The organism is Streptomyces sp. NPDC056169, assembly GCF_042268445.1.
Classification (GTDB): domain Bacteria; phylum Actinomycetota; class Actinomycetes; order Streptomycetales; family Streptomycetaceae; genus Streptomyces.
Window position 1 is genome coordinate 225,718 of sequence record NZ_JBHJUO010000002.1, and the last position, 16,319, is coordinate 242,036.

Sequence of the window (16,319 nt, forward strand, 5' to 3'; positions counted from 1 at the left end):
CCCGGCTCCTACCGTTCTCGCACGACCTCACCCAGCCGATGAAAGCAGGAATGGTGATGAGCGAGAACGTCCGGCCCAAGAACATCGTGCTCGTCCACGGCGGCTTCGTGGACGGCTCCGGGTGGCAGGGGGTGTACGAGCAGCTGAGCCAGGAGGGGTACCGCGTCAGCATCGTCCAGAACCCGACGCTGTCCCTCGACGGCGACGTCTCCGCCACCCGTCAGGTCCTCGACTCCCTGGACGGGCCGGCCGTCCTCGTCGGCCACTCCTACGGCGGTGTCGTGATCACCGAGGCCGGCAACCACGAGAAGGTGACCGACCTCGTCTACATCGCGGCCTTCGCCCCCGACAAGGGCGAGTCGGTCAGCACCCTGATCGCCGATCCCCCGCCCAGCGCCCCCGTGCCGCCCATCCTCCCGCCCCAGGACGGCTTCCTGTTCCTGGACCGCGACAAGTTCGCCGCCTCGTTCGCCGCGGACGTCCCGGCGGGCCTGGCCGCGTTCATGGCCGATTCCCAGGTCCCGTGGGGCGTCGACGCCCTCAACGGCGCCGTGTCCCGGCCCGCTTGGCGCACGAAGCCGGCGTGGTACCTGGTGGCCGCCGACGACCGCATGATCCCCCCGCCCGCCCAGCGCGCCATGGCGGAGCGGACCGGCGCCCAGACCGTCGAAGTGCCCGGAAGTCACGCCGTCTACGTCTCGCGCCCCGGCGCGGTGGCCGACCTCGTCAAGCAGGCTGCCGAACGCTGAGACCGGGGGCAACGCACCGCCACGTCCGCCTCGCGTACGGCCATGCCCGGGTCACGTACCGCCGTGGCCCGGCCTGCGACCCGGACGGCGAACAGCCGCCGAAGGGCCACTCGCGCTACCCCGAGGGCAACGGGAAGACCACCCGGAGTCTCTGGACGCGCCCGTCCCGACGGAACATGAGCCAGGCGAGATGCGGCGGACAGATGTGGACCGCACCGGGATGGGTGACATCCATCTCCCAGATCTGGATCTCGCGGCCCGCCACCACATGGCGCAGATGCTGCCGCACTCCGTCTTCCAGGGTCTTCCGCATGACCGGGACGGGATGGACGCGTTCCCCCGGTCTGCCGAGTCGGCCGACCATCTCGGACTCGGCCGGCCACAACTCGGAGATGTCCCGGGGCAGTCCACCGGATTCCCACGCCCTCAGCGTCGCCACGGCCTCGTGCGTGCTCGCCTCGGCGAGTACGGAGGCGTCGTCGTGCGCCTGCGCGGCGGTCGACAGGAGCACCCGCGCGAGTGTGGCTCTGGCCTGGCTGAGCCGGCTGCGTACCGTACCGATCGGGATGTCGCAGGCCGCGGAGATCTCCCGGTAGGAAATGACGCCGCTGAAGTGCCGGAGCATCAACACCAGCCGTTGCTGCTCGGGCAGTTCCTCCACCGCCTCCCAGATCCAGTCCCGCATCGCGTGCTGCTCGACGATCCGCTCGGGATGCGCCACGTCGTCGCCGCGGAGGTGCGGGAGCTGGAGGCCGTCGAGCCCCGGTGATTCCCGAGTGGCGCGCACGCGCATGCGGCAGGTGTTCCGCACGACCGCGCGCAGCCACGCGCCCACGGCCGCGGGATCCCGCACGTCACCGATACGGCGCAGCGCGGTCAACGCGGCCTCCTGCACCGCGTCTTCCGCATCCGGGCCGTGACCCAGCACGCTCAGCGCCACCGCGCGCATGGGCGCCTGATGGCGTGCCAGCAGCAGTCCCAGGGCCACGGTCTCGCCGGCCTGGGCCCTGCGGGTGAGTTCCTCGCCCGTCGGATCCGCTCGAAGGCCGGGAGCTGCCATGTCTCCGATCACCTCCGTGGCGACCCGTCACGAACTCGGCTCCTGAGGGGAGCGGGAACTTTCATACTCCCAAGCGGACGTGCGCGCCGGGTAGACCGGGAAACGCAGCACCTCTTCGGCCCCCTCCCCTCCCCGCCCCACGAAGGAATTCCATGCGCGAGAACGATCCGAGCGAGGCGGCCAAGGCGGTCGTGCGCCGCAACACCGAAGAGGTCCAGGGTGGCGGTGACTTCGCCCTCTTCGACGAGCTGTTCGCCGACGACTTCCTCGACCACACGCCGCAGCCCGGCCGCACCGCCGACAAAGCGGGCGCACGGGAGCTGTACCAGGTGCTCCGCGAGGCGTTTCCCGACTTCCGCCCCGTCATCCACTGGCAGTCCGCGGACGGCGACCTCGTCACCACGTTCAAGACGTATCACGGCACCCACAAAGGCGAGTTCTTCGGGATCGCGCCCACCGGCAGGCAGATCAGCTTCGACACCGTGGACGCCATGAGGGTGCGCGACGGGAAGATCACCGAGCACTGGGGCGTCGCGAACCTGTTCTCGCTCATGCAGCAGCTCGGCGGCCTGCCTGCCATCGTGTAGCAGCCCCGCCACCGGCCCGGACGCCCCTCGGACCACGTCCGTCAGTCGTTGTCCGCCGGCGCGTCGGTGAACAGGCGGAGGAGCCGGGCGATCGGCTCCTCGCCGAAGCACGTCTTCAGTCCGGCGGCGGATTCGGCGGCCTTCTCGGCGCTGCGCGGGAAGAGGGCCTCCTCGTAGACGGTGAGGGCCTTTTCGAGGTCGTTCGGGTGGGCGGCGAGGGCCTGGCCGAGTTCGGCGCCATCGAGCATGGCGAGGTTGGCGCCCTCGCCGGCGAACGGCGACATGAGGTGGGCGGCGTCACCGAGCAGCGTGACTCCCGGCACGCGGTTCCAGCGGTGGTCGGCGGGCAGAACGTTGATCCTGCGCGGCGTGAGTCGGCCGTCGGCGTTCGCCACCAAGGCCTTCAGGCTCTCGTCCCAGCCGTCGAACCGGGCGAGCACACCGGCCTTGGCCCTTCCGGTGTCGGCGAAGTCGATGCTGTCGAGCCAGTCGTCGGAGGCCGTGAGCGCGGTGTACACGTGCAGGTTTCCGTCGGTCTCGCGGTGAGCGAGGAATCCCTTGCCGTCGGCGAGCGCGAACAGCATTCCGTGTCCGACGACGGCGGCCTCGGCCGGGTGAGCGGTGTCGGCGTCGCGCAGGTCGGCTTCGACGAAGGAGACGCCGCTGTAGACGGGCTTCGCGTCGGAGAGCAGGGAGCGTACGCGCGACCAGGCTCCGTCGGCACCGACGAGCAGGTCCGTGGTGACGGCCGTGCCGTCGGCGAAGGTCACCTCGTGCCGACCCGCGCCGAGCGGCCGGGCGCCGATGGCCTTACGGCCCCAGTGAACGGTGGTCTCGGGCAGGGAGTCGAGCAGAAGGTCCCGCAGCTGCCCGCGGTCGACCTCAGGGCGGTCGCCTTCGCCCTCGTCAGCCGCGTCCCAGTGCACGGTGGCGTGCTGGTCCAGGACCCGGGTCGCTTCTCCACCCGGGTGGACGAGAGCGCGGAAGCCGTCCAGGAGTCCGGCGGCGCCCAGTGCCACCTGTCCGTTCTCGGCATGGATGTCCAGCATGCCGCCCTGCGTACGGGCGTGGCGCCCGGTCTCCAGGTCGAAGACGGCGGACTCGATTCCGTTCACGTGGAGGACGCGCGCCAGGGTCAGGCCTCCGAGGCCCGCACCCACGATGACGACGGGGTGGTGGGGGTTCACGGTGGGGGTGTTCATGGTGGGCTCCGTTCCGAACGTCGGGGATCCGGCCGGCGAGCACCGATCCGGCGTACACCAGCGCTGACACCTCCAACGTAACGAACATGTTCGTTACGAACAAGTTCCCCCTGCGGAAGCCGAGCACGCGGGCGAGAGCGGCGGTGACGGACGCACTGTGGTGCGGCGGCTCGACGTCGGCGACAGGCCGGAGGTCGAAGCAGATCAGGGTGTCGGAACAGGGGTGTGCAGCATGCCGTTGAGGAGCATCCGGACACCCCACTTCCGGCGTGTCCGCGGTGTGCCCGACAGCAGTCGGGAACCGAGCGCGGCCACGTGCGGAGCGCGATCAGAAGAGGCGTTCTCCAGGGCGTCGGCGAGCGCGCTCCAGTCCTCGTCGGCGTGGGGGGACGCGTCGTGAGCGGAGTGCTCGGCCGCGCTCGCGGTGGCCGCCTGGAGCAGCACGTCCACCCCCCAGGCAGCCTGCGCGTCCGGCACGCCACCCTCGGCCAGCAGCGCCAGCAGGGCTTCGAGCAGGGCCACGTAGTGGGGTCCGGACGGGCGGGCGACCAGCGCCGAGTGGGCCAGGGCCGGGTGCTGGTGCAGGACGTCGCCGTACGACTCCAGTACGGCCTCGATCCGCTCGCGCCAGTCGCCTGCGGACCCGACCGGACCGAGATCGACCTCGCCCAGCAGCACGTCGAGGATCGCGGCGTGCAGCTCGGCGGTGTTGGCCACGTACACGTACAGCGAAGCCGGCCCGGTGTCCAGCTCCTTGGCCAGTCGGCGCATCGTGACTCTCTGCAGCCCTTCGGTACGCATCAGGCGGACCGCGGTCGAGACGATGCCGCCACGGGTGAGAGCCGCCTTGGCGGGTCGCTCGCGGCGGCTGATCGGCTCAGGGCGCGCATTCATGATCCGATCGTACCGAACACGTTCGTCGCGAACGGGTTCACGCCGAGCCCTGATCCGCCGCCGAGAGGAGGTCATGGGCGCGACGTTCCATCAGGACGGGAAGGTAGGTGCGCACGCGGACGTACTGGAGGTCCGCATATGCGGTGTCGACCGCATCCCGGACGACGCGGGGATCCAGGCCGGGGAACTCTTTCATGAGTCGTTCGGTGACGTGAAGGAGAGCGACGGCATCCTTGGTTTCCTCCGGCATCGGGACGGCCTTCCTCCGCGGGACGGGACTTCCCTCCACTGTGGCGCACCCCGCCCGCCGGGCAAGCCGGTCTTCGGCCGAACACCGGCACCCGGCCCGTGCGTACGGCATCGCCGCAAGAGCGCCGGGCGGCGCCGATGTCCTGGCCGGCCGTCGCCTCCCGGCTCAGGAGCCGAGCGCGTCCTCGACGGTCCGCTGCCAGTACGTGACCGTCAACGAGCTGTCGTAGTAGATGCCCTTCGCCGGCAGGGACGGGGTGGCGGACGCCCCGCCGCTGCTGAGGGGCGTCCGTCCCTGGAAGGCGATCGTGAGCCGCCTTCCGGTCGCGCCGCCCTCGCCGCTGCCGTCGGCCGCCGACAGCATGGCCGCCGCGTAGCCCGACTCGCCGGGCGCGAGGGACACCACGGCCTGAGGCTTGGTGTCCTCCCGCGCGGCCGGCGCCCACTGCATCTCGTCGAAGCGGAGCACCGGGTAGTAGGTGAGATCGCAGAGCTTCGAGCCGGTGTTCCTCACCGTGATCAGCAGGTGGTTGAGGGGGCGGGACAGCGGCTGGACGGTGACCGCGGTGTTCGAGCCGTTGCACGAGACCCGCTCGGCCGCGGCGGACGGCTCCGAGGAGTGCTTCGCGTCCGCCGGTCCGCTCCCGTCGGTCGCACCGCCGGTCGCTCCGCCGGTCGCTCCGCCGCCAGATGCCCGGGAGCCGTCGCCGGTCGTTTCGGGGAGGGGAGCCGGGGTGGTGCTCGGCCTCACCTGCCGGCCGGTCGGGGTGTTCTGGGTGCTCGGCGTGTCGCGCGGCGACGTCTGCGGCGCCGACGACGGCGCGACCGTGGTGGCGCTCGGGGCGGCCTCGGCTCCCTCGTCCTTCACACCCGTGCCGCCCTGACACGCGGTGAGGGCGAGCGCCGCGAGGGCGACGACGGCCGCGCTCGCGACGCGTCGGGAGTGCGGGGTCCGGGGCGTACCGGGCGTACGGGGTGTACCGGGCGTACGGGCGCTGCTTGCGGGGCGGGTGCCGCGGATGGCGAACATGTCTCTTCCCTCTCGTACGACAAGCCGTGGGTGGCCGGTTGAGGCCGGTCGCCCAGAGCGCTGTGCTTGGATGACCCGAGCTTGAGCGGAGTTCCGTCCCAGGTGCCAGACCCGATGGACGGTCAGGGACGCTGGAATGCCCAAAGGGGCTCTGAGCTGCTGAGACAACCCGCCCCTGGGACGTGGGACGGGACACTGGGGCGGGAGGAACAGTGTCGGAAGACACTGCTGAGGCCGGGTTCGCCGGGCTGTTGCGGGAGTTGAAGGACCGATCCGGGCTGAGCTACGGAACGCTCGCCAAGCGACTCCACATGAGCACGTCGACGCTGCACCGGTACTGCTCCGGTGACGTCGTCCCGACGGATTACGCACCGGTCGAGCGGCTCGCCCGCCTCTGCAAGGCATCGCCCGAGGAGCTCGTCGCACTGCACCGGCACTGGGTGCTGGCAGACGCGAACCGGCCGCGCAGAGGGACCGAGCCGGATCTCAAGGCCCCGGCCGGCGCCACCCCGGTGACACAGCCCGTGCCGCAGGAGGCCGGCGCCAGCCCGCCGGTGGAGGTGGAGACCGGTACGCCTGCGCCGAAGGAGCGCCGCCGCGGGGCAGTCGTCGCCGGGAGCGCCGTGGTGGTCGCCGCCGTGGTCGTCGCGGGGACGATCGCGCTCACCACGAACCTGCCCGCAGGAGGCGGCGACTCGCGGAAGGGCACCGCCGGTGCCGTCGCCACCGGGAGTTCCTCCTCCGCCGGCCTCGGCGGAGGCGTCGGTCCCCGTGCGCCGCTGAGCGTCACCACCCAGCCGCACACCTGGGAATCGCCCTGCGGCCAGCACTATCTGATCGACAGGCCCCCGGCCCGGGTCGGTCCGCCGCCGGTGGAACAGGACGCCCCCGCATGGGTGGCGGCGTCCGGAGCCGTGCCCGCGGGCGAGCAGTACGTCACACTGACGCTTCAGGGCTCGGGCAAGGAGACGGTGGTCCTGGACAGCCTCACCGTCCGTACGGCCGACAAGCGTGCGCCGCTCACCTGGAACGACTACGCCATGGGCTACCCGGGCGTCGGCTGCGGTGCCGCGGTCCCGACCCGCTCCTTCACCGTGGCTCTCGACGCCACGCGCCCCGCCGTCGTACCCGAAGCGGGACAGCCGGACTTCCCCTTCAAGGTGAGCGAATCCGCTCCGGAGGTCTTCTACGTCAAGGCCGACGCCTCCGCCTACGACGTGAGCTGGTACCTGGAGCTGACCTGGTCCAGCGGTTCCCGCCACGGCACCCTCAAGATCGACAACAAGGGCAGGCCGTTCCGTACGAGCGGGCACAACGGGCGCCCCGGCTACGAGTTCCCCCTCGGCGGCGACGGGTGGGTCCCCGAGGGGACGACACTCTGAGCACGTGACCCGGCCACGTAGGCGCTGCGTCCTGGGCAGCCCGGGCGAGGGGCCGAGGGCGTCGACGTGACATCACAGGCCGTCCTGGTCGTGCCAGTGGTTCTGCCATCGGGTGTCGATCGGTTCCGAGGCGGCTTGGTAGCGGATGTCGGTGGACAGGCGGAACCGGCCGGCGGGGTCCTGGTTGTCGAGTGAGGCGTGGATGATGTGGGCGCTGTGCACCATGAGGTCGCCCGCGGCGAAGTCGGTGACGAGCCAGCGCGAGTCGTACTCCTCCGCCAGCGCGGGCAGATCGGCCGTGATCGACGCGGCGGGGCGGCGCAGGCGGCCGGCGGCCTCGTCCGCCAGGACGCGGTGGTGACTGCCTTCGAGGTAGACGAGAGGGCCCCGGGCGATCGGGCAGTCGCCCAGCGGAATCCAGGAGGAGACGATCCGGTCGGTGCCTTCGCGGAGGTAGACGAGGTCGTAGTGGGCCTGGGTGGCGGTGCCGATGCCCGACTCGCCCGGGCCCACATGGCGGATGATCTTCCTGCGGTGCAGGTGCACCTCGCCGGTTCCCAGGAACCACTGGTAGAAGGCGACGAGCGCGGGGTGCCGGCAGAGGGCCTCGTACTCCCGGCCGGGGACGATCCGTTGGAACAGCACGGAGCGGAAACGCGCCCGGTCCACATCTCCGGCGGCCGCGGCGAGTCCCTCCGACGGGTCGGAACCGGGGCGGGTCAGGCCGGTCTCGGCCAGCCTGGCGAAGTAGTAGCGGCGGAAGCCCTCGATCGTCGCGCGGTCGAAGAAGCCCGGCAGGTAGAGGTAGCCGTCGCGGGCCAGACGGTGCCACAAGGACCCCAGGTCGTGGCGTTCCGCGTCCGGTACCGGTTCCAGGCGGCCGAGCCTGCGGTCGCTTCCGTCCAGGCGGTAGCCGTTGGAGGTGAGGGCGGTCGGCAGGGGCCGGTCCAGTTGTCCCGTACTCATGGAGCAATCCTTGCCCCCTCTCTGACGTGGAACAATGCACGGATTCCGCGGGAACTTGGACGATTGTCGACGGGAGCGGTGCACGTTGGACTCCGTAGCGCACTACCGCACCCCGCCGGAGGGCGTGCGGGCACTGGGGATCGCCGTGACCGGGGCCGGCCGGATCTCCGGCCGGCTCCACGCACAGGCCGAACGCACTCTGAACTGCCACGCCGGCGTCCTCGTGCTCCGGGGATCGGGATCCCTGGAGCTCGACGGCCGCGGCCGCCACGACGTGCGGCCGGGATCGTTCTTCTGGCTGTCCCCCGGGGTCAGTCACTGCTACGCGCCGTCGCCGGACGGCTGGGACGAGCACTGGGTCCTGTTCGAAGGACCCGCCGCGCCGAGCTACGCGGAGCTGGGCTACCTCGGCGCGGAACACCCGACGGTCGAGCCCGCCGACCCCGCCGAGGCCCTTGCGCTGTGCATCCGGATTCAGGACCTGCTGGCCCGGCCGGAGTCGCTCGGCGGCCACGTGGCCGCCGCGAGCGCCCTCCACGCCTTGATCACGGCGGTGGGCACCGGCCGGTCGACGCCCGCGGAGCCCGGACAGGCACGACGCGACCTCGGCCGTCGCGCCCTGGAACTGCTCGACGCGGCCGACGGCCCCGTACGGATCGGCGACCTCGCCAAGGAGCTGTCGGTCTCCCGCGACAGTCTCACCACGGCCGTCCGCCGGCTGACCGGCTCCCCTCCCACGGTGTATCTGACCCGCCGCAGAATCGACCGGGCGAAGGCGCTGCTGGCCGACACCGACCGGCCCGTCTCGCTCGTCGGGCGGGACGTCGGATACCCCGACCCCGCCTACTTCGCCAGGCTGTTCACCCGCCACGTGGGTGTCGCTCCGTCCGTCTTCCGCAAGCAGCAGAAACGCCCGTCGACTTCCCTCTAGTGCTGTGACCGGGATGGTTCACCGTGGTCGGGAGACGGCTCACGGGACGAGCGCGGTCCGCCAGACGACTGGTATTACTGGTGCATGCAGGAAGAGACCGCGCGGTCCGCGATCGACACGTTCATCTCCGCCTTCAACGCCTCGGACGACAGCTATGTGACTGCGTTGCTCTCCCAGGCCCTGACCTCGGACGTGGTCTTCTGGGGACCGTTGGGCCGCAGTGAGGGGATCGAGGCGGTCGAGCGGTTCGTGCTGGACATCCGGCGCCACCCCGCGGGGACCGGCACGATGGTGCGCTGTTCGGCGGTGGACATGCCGGACGAGTGGGCCCGGTACCAGTGGGTCTTCACGACGCCGGATGGAGGCCCCCGCCTGGCGGGAACGGACGTCGTCCATCTGCGGCGGAGCCTCATCGACCAGGTCATCGTCTTCGCGGGGGAGATCGAGCCGTCCGCCTCCTGAGCCATTCGCCTCTGGCGCCGTCCTGCTCCTGAACCGGCCCCGTTCGGGGCTCCGGATCTGCCCAGCCGAGATCATCTTCACAACACTTCGGTCGTCCGCGCTTGGCCACGAGCAGACCGATGATGCGCTGTGGCTGTGTAAGTTCGAGGTTGGTCAGGCTGCGGTGCTGAGGGGGCGTCCGCCCCAACGGATGCCCTTCTCGCTTCGGATGCGGGCGCGTTCCTTGCGTTCGGCGGCCAGGACATCGCGGTGGCGGGCGTTGGCGTTGCGCCAGCGCAGATGGGCGTGCAGGGCTCGTGTCTGCACGGTGTGGTTGGGGTGGTGGGAGTTGGCGATGGTGAACTGCCTCAGCGGTCCGAAGTGGGCCTCGATGGGGTTGGCCCAAGAGGCGTAGGTCGGGGTGAAGCACAGCTCGACCTTGTGCTTTGTCGCCCAGCGGCGGATGTCGGTGCCTTTGTGGGCGGACAGGTTGTCCGGGATCACATAGATGGGGGCGCCGTCGGGCCGTGCGGCGCGGATCGACTTGAGCGCGGCCAGCGTGTTCGCGGCACCTTTTCGCCTCGCGGTCGGGGTCGGTGGATTCCTTCCAGGTCTTGGTGCGCTGGAAGGTGGCTCCACGGCGGGCGAGCAGGCCGCGTAACGCCTCGCGGCCGATACGGATCACTCGGCCGTGGACTGTGCAGGTAGGCGACGAGGTTGCGTAGCGACCAGCGAGTGAAGGGCTGGCCGAGCTTGGTGGGGCGGGTGGTGGCCGTCTGGACGACGAAGTCCTCGTCGTCATCGCTGAGCAGGCGGGGACGGCCTCCTGCCCACCGAGGGTCCAGGCAGGCCAGGCCGATCTCGTTGAACCGGTGGATCACATCGCGCACGGTGTCCTCGTCGGCCGCCACCAGCTGGGCGATCACCGGCACCCGATTCCCGCCGACCGAGGCCAGCAGCATCATCGCGCGCCGACAGCGCACCGAGTTGGTGCTGCCCCGGCGCACGATCTGCTGCAGCCGCTGCCCCTCCTGGTCGGTCAGTCTGCGCACACGGACAGGCTCGGCCACCGCGCCTCCAGCGGTCGGATCGGACGTCAACGCACACCCAACCGCCACGACGACCAACCCGGCGAACCTATGCGGTCACAGCACGAGCAAGAGGTCCCCCGATGTGCGACGGGGTGTCAGGAACCCGTGCGCCGTATGTGCAGATGGCCGTCGAGGGGGAAGGAGGGCGGTGCTGCCGGCAGGACCCTGTCGAACGCGTAACCGCTCTTCCGCGCGACGCGGCACGAGGCCGGATTGTCTTCCTGGTGCAGGAGTTCGAGACGTTCAAGACCGTCCGCGCCGAAGGTGCCGAAGGCCCAGCGGGTGACGGCCTCAAGCGCGCGCGGGGCCACGTTCCTCCCCCGCGCAGGGGCAGCCGTCCAATATCCCACCTCGGCGGAGGGCTTGCCGGACGCGACCTCCTTGAGGACGACGTTGCCCACCACCTGTCCGTGTGCCGTGTCGGGTCGCGTTTCGAGAACGGCGAAGGCGAACCGGTCCCCCGCCGCCCAGCCGCGCTGCTGGGCCCGCACCCACCGCGAGCCGTCCGCGTGCTCGACCAGGGGCGTGCTCGTCATCTGGCGCAGGGCGGGGTCCTGGAACGCCTCGACCAGGGCGTCGATGTCCTCCGCGCGCCAGGGGCGAAGGACGAGGGCGGGAGCGGAGGGTGTCGGGCTCGCGTGCAGCAGGACGTCGGAGTTCACGCGCTGATCGTATGTGCCGGGGCCGGCCGGGGCCTGGGTGCCCGGCCGTCCGGTCCTGGGGACCCGGGCGGCCGGGCCGGTGACGGCGCACCTGATGCGGTCCGCCGTTCGTGCACACGGTCCAGCGCGATGGAACCGCGCGGTACGTCCCGGCCCACACCGGAGGCGTCCCGCGCTCACTCCACGGTGGACTGGACCACTGCGGCCGTCAACCCCGGACGCACCCGGCATTGACCGATTGGTCCATACCAACTACCTTCCGATTGGCCCCAGTTCGGCGACCCCACAGGTTCCACGCCGCCGCCGAGGCCGCACACGGTCCCGCGACGCTCCCCGTCCACCCCATCGCGTCAGGGAGAACACGTTGAGAAGACCCTTACTCGGTCACGGCAGACTGCTCGTGCTGCTGGCCGCCCTGCTGCTCCTGCCCCTGAGCGTGCTCACCGGCCTCGCCCCGCGGGCGCACGCGGCCGCCGGTGCCACCGCCACCTTCACCAGCCAGGACAACGGCAGCTGGTGGAAGGGCACGTACGTCCTCCGCAACAACTCGGCCGCCGCGCTCACCGGATGGACCCTGGAGTTCGACCTCCCGGCCGGCGTGACCATCAGCGGCCACTACAACGGCGAAGCGACCGTCAACGGCCGCCACGTCACCGTCCGCAACGCCTACTACAACGGCACCGTCGCGGCCGGCGGAACCACCGAGCCGTACAGCTACTGGTTCGTCGCCAGCGGTCCGATCGGCACCCCCACCGGCTGCACCGCCAACGGCGCCAAGTGCGACGGCAGCCCCGACAAGCCGCCCACCGCCCCCGGCACCCCCCGGGCCACCGGCGTCACCGCGCGCACCGTGTCGCTGGACTGGACCGCCGCGACGGCCGGCGACTACCCGGTCACCTCGTACGAGGTCGTGAGCAACGGCGCCGTGGTGGCCACCAGCACCTCCACCTCCGCCGTCGTGGAACGGCTCACCCCGGCCACCCCGTACACCTTCACCGTCCGCGCCAAGGACACCCGCGGCAACACCGGCCCGGCGAGCGCCCCGGTGACGGCGACCACCACGGACCCGGCGAGCGACCCTCAGCCGCCCACCGCGCCCGGCAACCCGCGCTCCACGGGCAAGACCCCGACCACCGTCACCCTCGCCTGGGACGCGGCGACCGACAACATCGGCGTCGTGGCCTACGACATCTACCGGGGCGCCACGCTCTACCGCACGGTCGACGCCGCCACCCGCACGCTCACCGTGAGCGGACTCTCCCCGCTCACCCCGTACACCTTCACGGTCAAGGCGCGCGACGCGGCGGACAACTCCTCCCCCGCCTCCGCCCCGGTCACCGTCACCACCGACGACCTGGCGGCCGGCAAGCACCTGCGGGTCGGCTACTTCGCCCAGTGGGGCATCTACGGGCGCCAGTACTTCGTGAAGAACCTCGACACCTCGGGCAGCGCCGCCAAGCTCGACGTGATCAACTACGCCTTCGAGAACATCGACCCGGTCAACCTGACCTGCCTGTCCGGTGTCACCAAGGGCGTCTCCGGCAACCCCCAGGATCCCGACCAGGGAACGGGCGCCGGTGACGCGGACGCCGACTACGGCAGGCCCTTCTCCGCCGCCCAGTCCGTCGACGGGGTCGCGGACACCGGCTGGGAGAAGCTGCGCGGCAACTTCAACCAGCTGAGGAAGCTCAAGGCCAAGCACCCCCACCTCAAGGTCGTGGTCTCGCTCGGCGGCTGGACGTACTCGAAGTTCTTCTCCGACGCGGCCGCCACCCCGGCCTCCCGGGAGAAGTTCGTCCGCTCCTGCGTCGACGTCTGGATCAAGGGCAACCTTCCGGTCTACAACGCCGCAGGCGGCGAGGGATCGGCGGCCGGGATCTTCGACGGCATCGACCTCGACTGGGAGTGGCCCGGCTCTCCCGACGGCCACCCGGGCAACCACTACAGCGCCCAGGACAAGGCCAACAACACCGCGCTCATCCACGAGTTCCGCAAGCAGCTCGACGAACTGGGCGGCGGGCACAAGCTCCTCACCGCCTTCACCCCCGCCGACCCCGTGAAGATCGCCCAGGGCTGGGAGCTGGACAAGATCTTCACCTCCATGGACTTCGCCAACGTGCAGGGGTACGACTTCCACGGCGCAGGCAGCGACAACTCCTGGGAGCCGAACCGCGTCGGCCACCAGGGGAACCTCTACACCGACGCCCAGGACCCGTACGGCTTCCACTTCAGCGTCGAGAACGCGGTCAAGCCGTACGTCGACGCAGGCGTCCCGCCCCGCAAGCTCAACATCGGTCTGCCGTTCTACGGCCGCGGCTGGCAGAACGTCACCGACGGCGGAGTCCACGGGGAATGGCAGTCGGCCGGCGGCGCGGCGCCCGGACAGTTCGCGGAGGAGGCCGGCATACGGGGCTACTCGAACCTCCTCGCGTCCGTGCCCGGAATGACCGTGTACCACGACGAGCAGTCGGTCTCGACGTACGGCTACACCGGCCCCGGCGGCCAGTGGTGGTCCTTCGACGACCCCTGGTCCATCGGGAAGAAGACCGCCTGGCTGCGGTCGAAGGGCCTGCTCGGCGTCTTCGTCTGGGAGATGTCGGGCGACACGTCGAACGGGTCGCTGATGACGGCGATCGACAACGGCCTCACGCTCGGCTGACCCCCGTCCCCGGTGCCGGGCGCGCTCCACGCGTCCGGCACCTCGGCGACCCGATGCGGACGCCGAGCCCCCATCCGCTCCCGGGATCACGGGAAGTACAGGGCGGCCTTCTCCAGTACGTGGCCCGTGAACATGCCGCCCCAGACGACCCTGCCCCGGTACATCGTGGTCCGCGCGGCGCCCGGGCCGGTCTCGACCGTGAGGGGGCGGCTGATCAGCGTCGTGTCGAGGATCCGGGCGTCCTGAGCCGCCCACTGGGCCGCCTCGGGCCGGACCCGCGCGCTCACGAGGGCGGGGAGCACGAGTGCCGCGTTACGGGCGCCGGGTATGCCGCCGCGCAGACTCTTGGCGTAGCGCATGGCCCACGTGGTGAACTCCCCCAGGGTAGCGGCGTCGATCTCGGGGACGGCGGCCGCGAAGACGAACAGTTCGGCCTTCGTCCCGAACCAGCGGACCTTGCGGTCGGCGCGGCAGCCGGTCACCACCCGGTGGTCGTTCCACTGCGGCAGGGTCACGGTGCAGCCGTCGGCGGTCAGCCGCTCGTGGAGCGCCGTGAGGTAGGTGGCCGCCGCGTCGGCGGTCGGTTCGGTCGCATGCGGGTTCATGCGGAGATCCTCCAACACCCGTGGTAGGCAAGGGAAGAGGAGTAGAGGAGGCCCGTCCTCCGACCGGTGCGTGCGGATCAGTCCCGATCGGATCGCGGCCTCAGCCCGTCCATCATCAAGCGGAAGAGGTGCTCCTGACGTTCGGCGAGCGTCGGGGCCTGGTCGGCGATCCAGCTGAGGGCATTGGCCAGCGCGAACAGGTCGATCGGTGCCACGTCCGGCCGGATCACCCCCGAGTCCTGAGCCGCCCCAAGCAGTCTGCCGCCTGCCTGGCGCATCGTCAGACAGTCGGCGTGCAGGGGTGATTGAGGATCGTTCAGGGTGGCCATGAGGGCCGCCGGCAGGCCCTGATAGGCGCCCGCGCCGAGGGTGAACTCGTAGAGCCACTCGGCCAGCGCGCGCTCGGGCGGGGCGGTGGCGGCGAGCGCGTCCGCCCGTTCGGCGAGGTGGGTGAAGCGCCGGTGCAGCAGGGCCTCCAGCAGGGCCTCCCGGTTCGCGAAGTGCCGGTAGAGCGTGCCGAGGCCGACGCCGGCGCGCCGGGCGATGTCCCGCAGGGAGGCCTGGGTCCCCTGCTCCGCGATGACCTCCGCCGCCACCTCCAGGACGCGGTCACGGTTGCGCTGCGCGTCGGTGCGCGGTGCGCGCGGCGCGCGCGCTGTGCCGGAATGTGATTCAACAGGCATACGAGACCTCGCCTTTGACAAACGGAGCACCGCTCCGTTTATCTGTTCCGGAACAGTGCTCCGGATTCTATCCGGGCTGCACCGCCATGCGATCTTTGGGGGAGACATGGGTACAGCGACGATGCGAGCCGTCCGGCTGCACGCCTTCGGCGGGCCGGAGAACCTGGTCTACGAAGAGGTGGCCCGGCCCGTGCCCGGGCCGGGTGAGGTGCTGGTGCGGGTCCACGCGGCGGGGGTCAACCCGCCGGACCGGTACGCGCGGCGCGGCTTCCGGGACTTCCCGGCCGAGCTCCGTCCGCACTGGACCCCGCCGCTCATCCTCGGCAGCGACATCTCCGGCGTCGTCACGGCCCTCGGCCCGGACGTCACCGAATGGCAGCCCGGCGACGAGGTGTTCGGCCTGGTCAACTTCCCCGGCCGCGCATCCGGCTACGCCGAGTACGCGGTCTCGCCCGCCGCCCACCTGGCCCCCAAGCCGGCGACCCTGGGACATGCGGAGGCCGCCGCCGTGCCGATGGCCGGGCTCACGGCCTACCAGTTCGTCTTCACCCATCTGCGCGGCCGTACCGGCTCCACCGTCCTGATCAACGGAGCGGCGGGCGGAGTCGGCCACTTCGCGGCGCAGCTCGTCCGGGTGGCCGGCGCGAAGGAGGTCATCGCGGTCGCCTCCGGACGACACGAGGAGTTCCTGCTCGGCCTGGGCGTGGACCGGTTCGTCGACTACACCCGCACACCCGCCGAGGAGGCCGTCCGCGACGCCGACCTGTTGATCGACACGGTCGGCGGCCCGGACGCGCACCGCCTGCTGGCCACCGTCCGGCGCGGCGGCCGGATCGCCCCCGTCTTCCTGGGCGACTACCACCGCGAGCGCGCGGCCGAACTCGGGATCGCCCTCAACGACACCATGTGGCAGGTCCGTTCGAGCGGTTCGGACCTCGCCGAGCTGGCGGCCCTCCTCGACAGCGGTCAGGTGCGCGTCCACATCGACAGCGTCTTCCCCCTGCGCGACGCCGCCGCCGCCCACGCCCGCGCCGACCGGGGCCACCTCCAGGGCAAGATCGTCCTGAGCGTCGAGGGCGGGCCCACTGGCGGGTGAAGATACGGGACCGTCCGGACGACCGACACGTC

General features: G+C 71.2%; 16 protein-coding genes and 1 pseudogene. 7 read left to right on the forward strand and 10 right to left on the reverse strand.

Annotation, left to right across the window (positions count from 1 at the left end):
- The first annotated feature begins 56 nt into the window (after window positions 1–56).
- Entirely contained in the window at window positions 57–749 is a 693-nt protein-coding gene (locus ACFC0G_RS03585; RefSeq protein WP_376396582.1) for an alpha/beta fold hydrolase, read from the forward strand.
- A 115-nt stretch (window positions 750–864) separates the two neighbouring features.
- Here ACFC0G_RS03585 and ACFC0G_RS03590 read toward each other — a convergent pair whose 3' ends face one another.
- The gene (locus ACFC0G_RS03590; RefSeq protein WP_376396585.1) at window positions 865–1,809 is read right to left on the reverse strand and encodes an RNA polymerase sigma factor; all 945 of its coding nucleotides are present in this window, start codon (window positions 1,807–1,809) and stop codon (window positions 865–867) included.
- A gap of 152 nt (window positions 1,810–1,961) precedes the next feature.
- Here ACFC0G_RS03590 and ACFC0G_RS03595 point away from each other — a divergent pair, with 152 nt between their 5' ends.
- A complete protein-coding gene (locus ACFC0G_RS03595) occupies window positions 1,962–2,396 on the forward strand; it encodes an ester cyclase (RefSeq protein ID WP_376396588.1) in 435 nt (144 codons plus the stop codon).
- A gap of 41 nt (window positions 2,397–2,437) precedes the next feature.
- Here the strand turns inward: ACFC0G_RS03595 and ACFC0G_RS03600 are convergent, their stop codons facing one another.
- The 4 genes from ACFC0G_RS03600 to ACFC0G_RS03615 form a co-directional block, all read right to left on the reverse strand.
- Window positions 2,438–3,598: an FAD-dependent oxidoreductase gene (locus ACFC0G_RS03600; protein WP_376396591.1), complete on the reverse strand. Its 1,161-nt coding sequence runs from the start codon at window positions 3,596–3,598 to the stop codon at window positions 2,438–2,440.
- Between the two features lie 204 nt (window positions 3,599–3,802).
- The gene (locus tag ACFC0G_RS03605) at window positions 3,803–4,492 is read right to left on the reverse strand and encodes a TetR/AcrR family transcriptional regulator (protein ID WP_376396594.1); all 690 of its coding nucleotides are present in this window, start codon (window positions 4,490–4,492) and stop codon (window positions 3,803–3,805) included.
- 37 nt (window positions 4,493–4,529) lie between these two features.
- A complete protein-coding gene (locus tag ACFC0G_RS03610) occupies window positions 4,530–4,742 on the reverse strand; it encodes a three-helix bundle dimerization domain-containing protein (protein WP_376396597.1) in 213 nt (70 codons plus the stop codon).
- Window positions 4,743–4,907: 165 nt separating this feature from the next.
- On the reverse strand, window positions 4,908–5,771 hold the full coding sequence (locus ACFC0G_RS03615) for a DUF4232 domain-containing protein (protein WP_376396600.1): 864 nt from the start codon (window positions 5,769–5,771) through the stop codon (window positions 4,908–4,910).
- Between the two features lie 248 nt (window positions 5,772–6,019).
- On the opposite strand from ACFC0G_RS03615, the gene ACFC0G_RS03620 reads away from it, so the two are divergent.
- Window positions 6,020–7,153 (forward strand): helix-turn-helix domain-containing protein, encoded by a 1,134-nt coding sequence (locus ACFC0G_RS03620; protein ID WP_376397270.1) that lies wholly within the window; start codon window positions 6,020–6,022, stop codon window positions 7,151–7,153.
- 72 nt (window positions 7,154–7,225) lie between these two features.
- Here the strand turns inward: ACFC0G_RS03620 and ACFC0G_RS03625 are convergent, their stop codons facing one another.
- A complete protein-coding gene (locus ACFC0G_RS03625) occupies window positions 7,226–8,119 on the reverse strand; it encodes a phytanoyl-CoA dioxygenase family protein (RefSeq protein WP_376396603.1) in 894 nt (297 codons plus the stop codon).
- Between the two features lie 85 nt (window positions 8,120–8,204).
- Here ACFC0G_RS03625 and ACFC0G_RS03630 point away from each other — a divergent pair, with 85 nt between their 5' ends.
- Window positions 8,205–9,050 (forward strand): helix-turn-helix domain-containing protein, encoded by an 846-nt coding sequence (locus ACFC0G_RS03630; RefSeq protein WP_376396606.1) that lies wholly within the window; start codon window positions 8,205–8,207, stop codon window positions 9,048–9,050.
- Between the two features lie 84 nt (window positions 9,051–9,134).
- Complete coding sequence (locus ACFC0G_RS03635; protein ID WP_024757633.1) at window positions 9,135–9,512, forward strand: nuclear transport factor 2 family protein; 378 nt, start codon at window positions 9,135–9,137, stop codon at window positions 9,510–9,512.
- A gap of 153 nt (window positions 9,513–9,665) precedes the next feature.
- Here ACFC0G_RS03635 and ACFC0G_RS03640 read toward each other — a convergent pair.
- Window positions 9,666–10,561, reverse strand: a pseudogene (locus tag ACFC0G_RS03640) (helix-turn-helix domain-containing protein).
- A 116-nt stretch (window positions 10,562–10,677) separates the two neighbouring features.
- Window positions 10,678–11,244 (reverse strand): GNAT family N-acetyltransferase, encoded by a 567-nt coding sequence (locus ACFC0G_RS03645; RefSeq protein WP_376396609.1) that lies wholly within the window; start codon window positions 11,242–11,244, stop codon window positions 10,678–10,680.
- A gap of 364 nt (window positions 11,245–11,608) precedes the next feature.
- Between ACFC0G_RS03645 and ACFC0G_RS03650 the strand changes: the two genes are divergently transcribed.
- Window positions 11,609–13,903, forward strand: coding sequence for a glycosyl hydrolase family 18 protein (locus tag ACFC0G_RS03650; RefSeq protein WP_376396610.1), 2,295 nt, complete (start codon window positions 11,609–11,611; stop codon window positions 13,901–13,903).
- An 86-nt stretch (window positions 13,904–13,989) separates the two neighbouring features.
- On the opposite strand, the gene ACFC0G_RS03655 is transcribed toward ACFC0G_RS03650, so the two are convergent.
- Window positions 13,990–14,508, reverse strand: a complete 519-nt coding sequence (locus tag ACFC0G_RS03655) for a hypothetical protein (protein ID WP_376396612.1) — start codon at window positions 14,506–14,508, stop codon at window positions 13,990–13,992.
- Between the two features lie 77 nt (window positions 14,509–14,585).
- Window positions 14,586–15,191 (reverse strand): TetR/AcrR family transcriptional regulator, encoded by a 606-nt coding sequence (locus tag ACFC0G_RS03660; RefSeq protein ID WP_376396615.1) that lies wholly within the window; start codon window positions 15,189–15,191, stop codon window positions 14,586–14,588.
- Window positions 15,192–15,297: 106 nt separating this feature from the next.
- Between ACFC0G_RS03660 and ACFC0G_RS03665 the strand changes: the two genes are divergently transcribed.
- Window positions 15,298–16,287 (forward strand): NADP-dependent oxidoreductase, encoded by a 990-nt coding sequence (locus ACFC0G_RS03665; protein ID WP_376396618.1) that lies wholly within the window; start codon window positions 15,298–15,300, stop codon window positions 16,285–16,287.
- Window positions 16,288–16,319 lie beyond the last annotated feature (32 nt).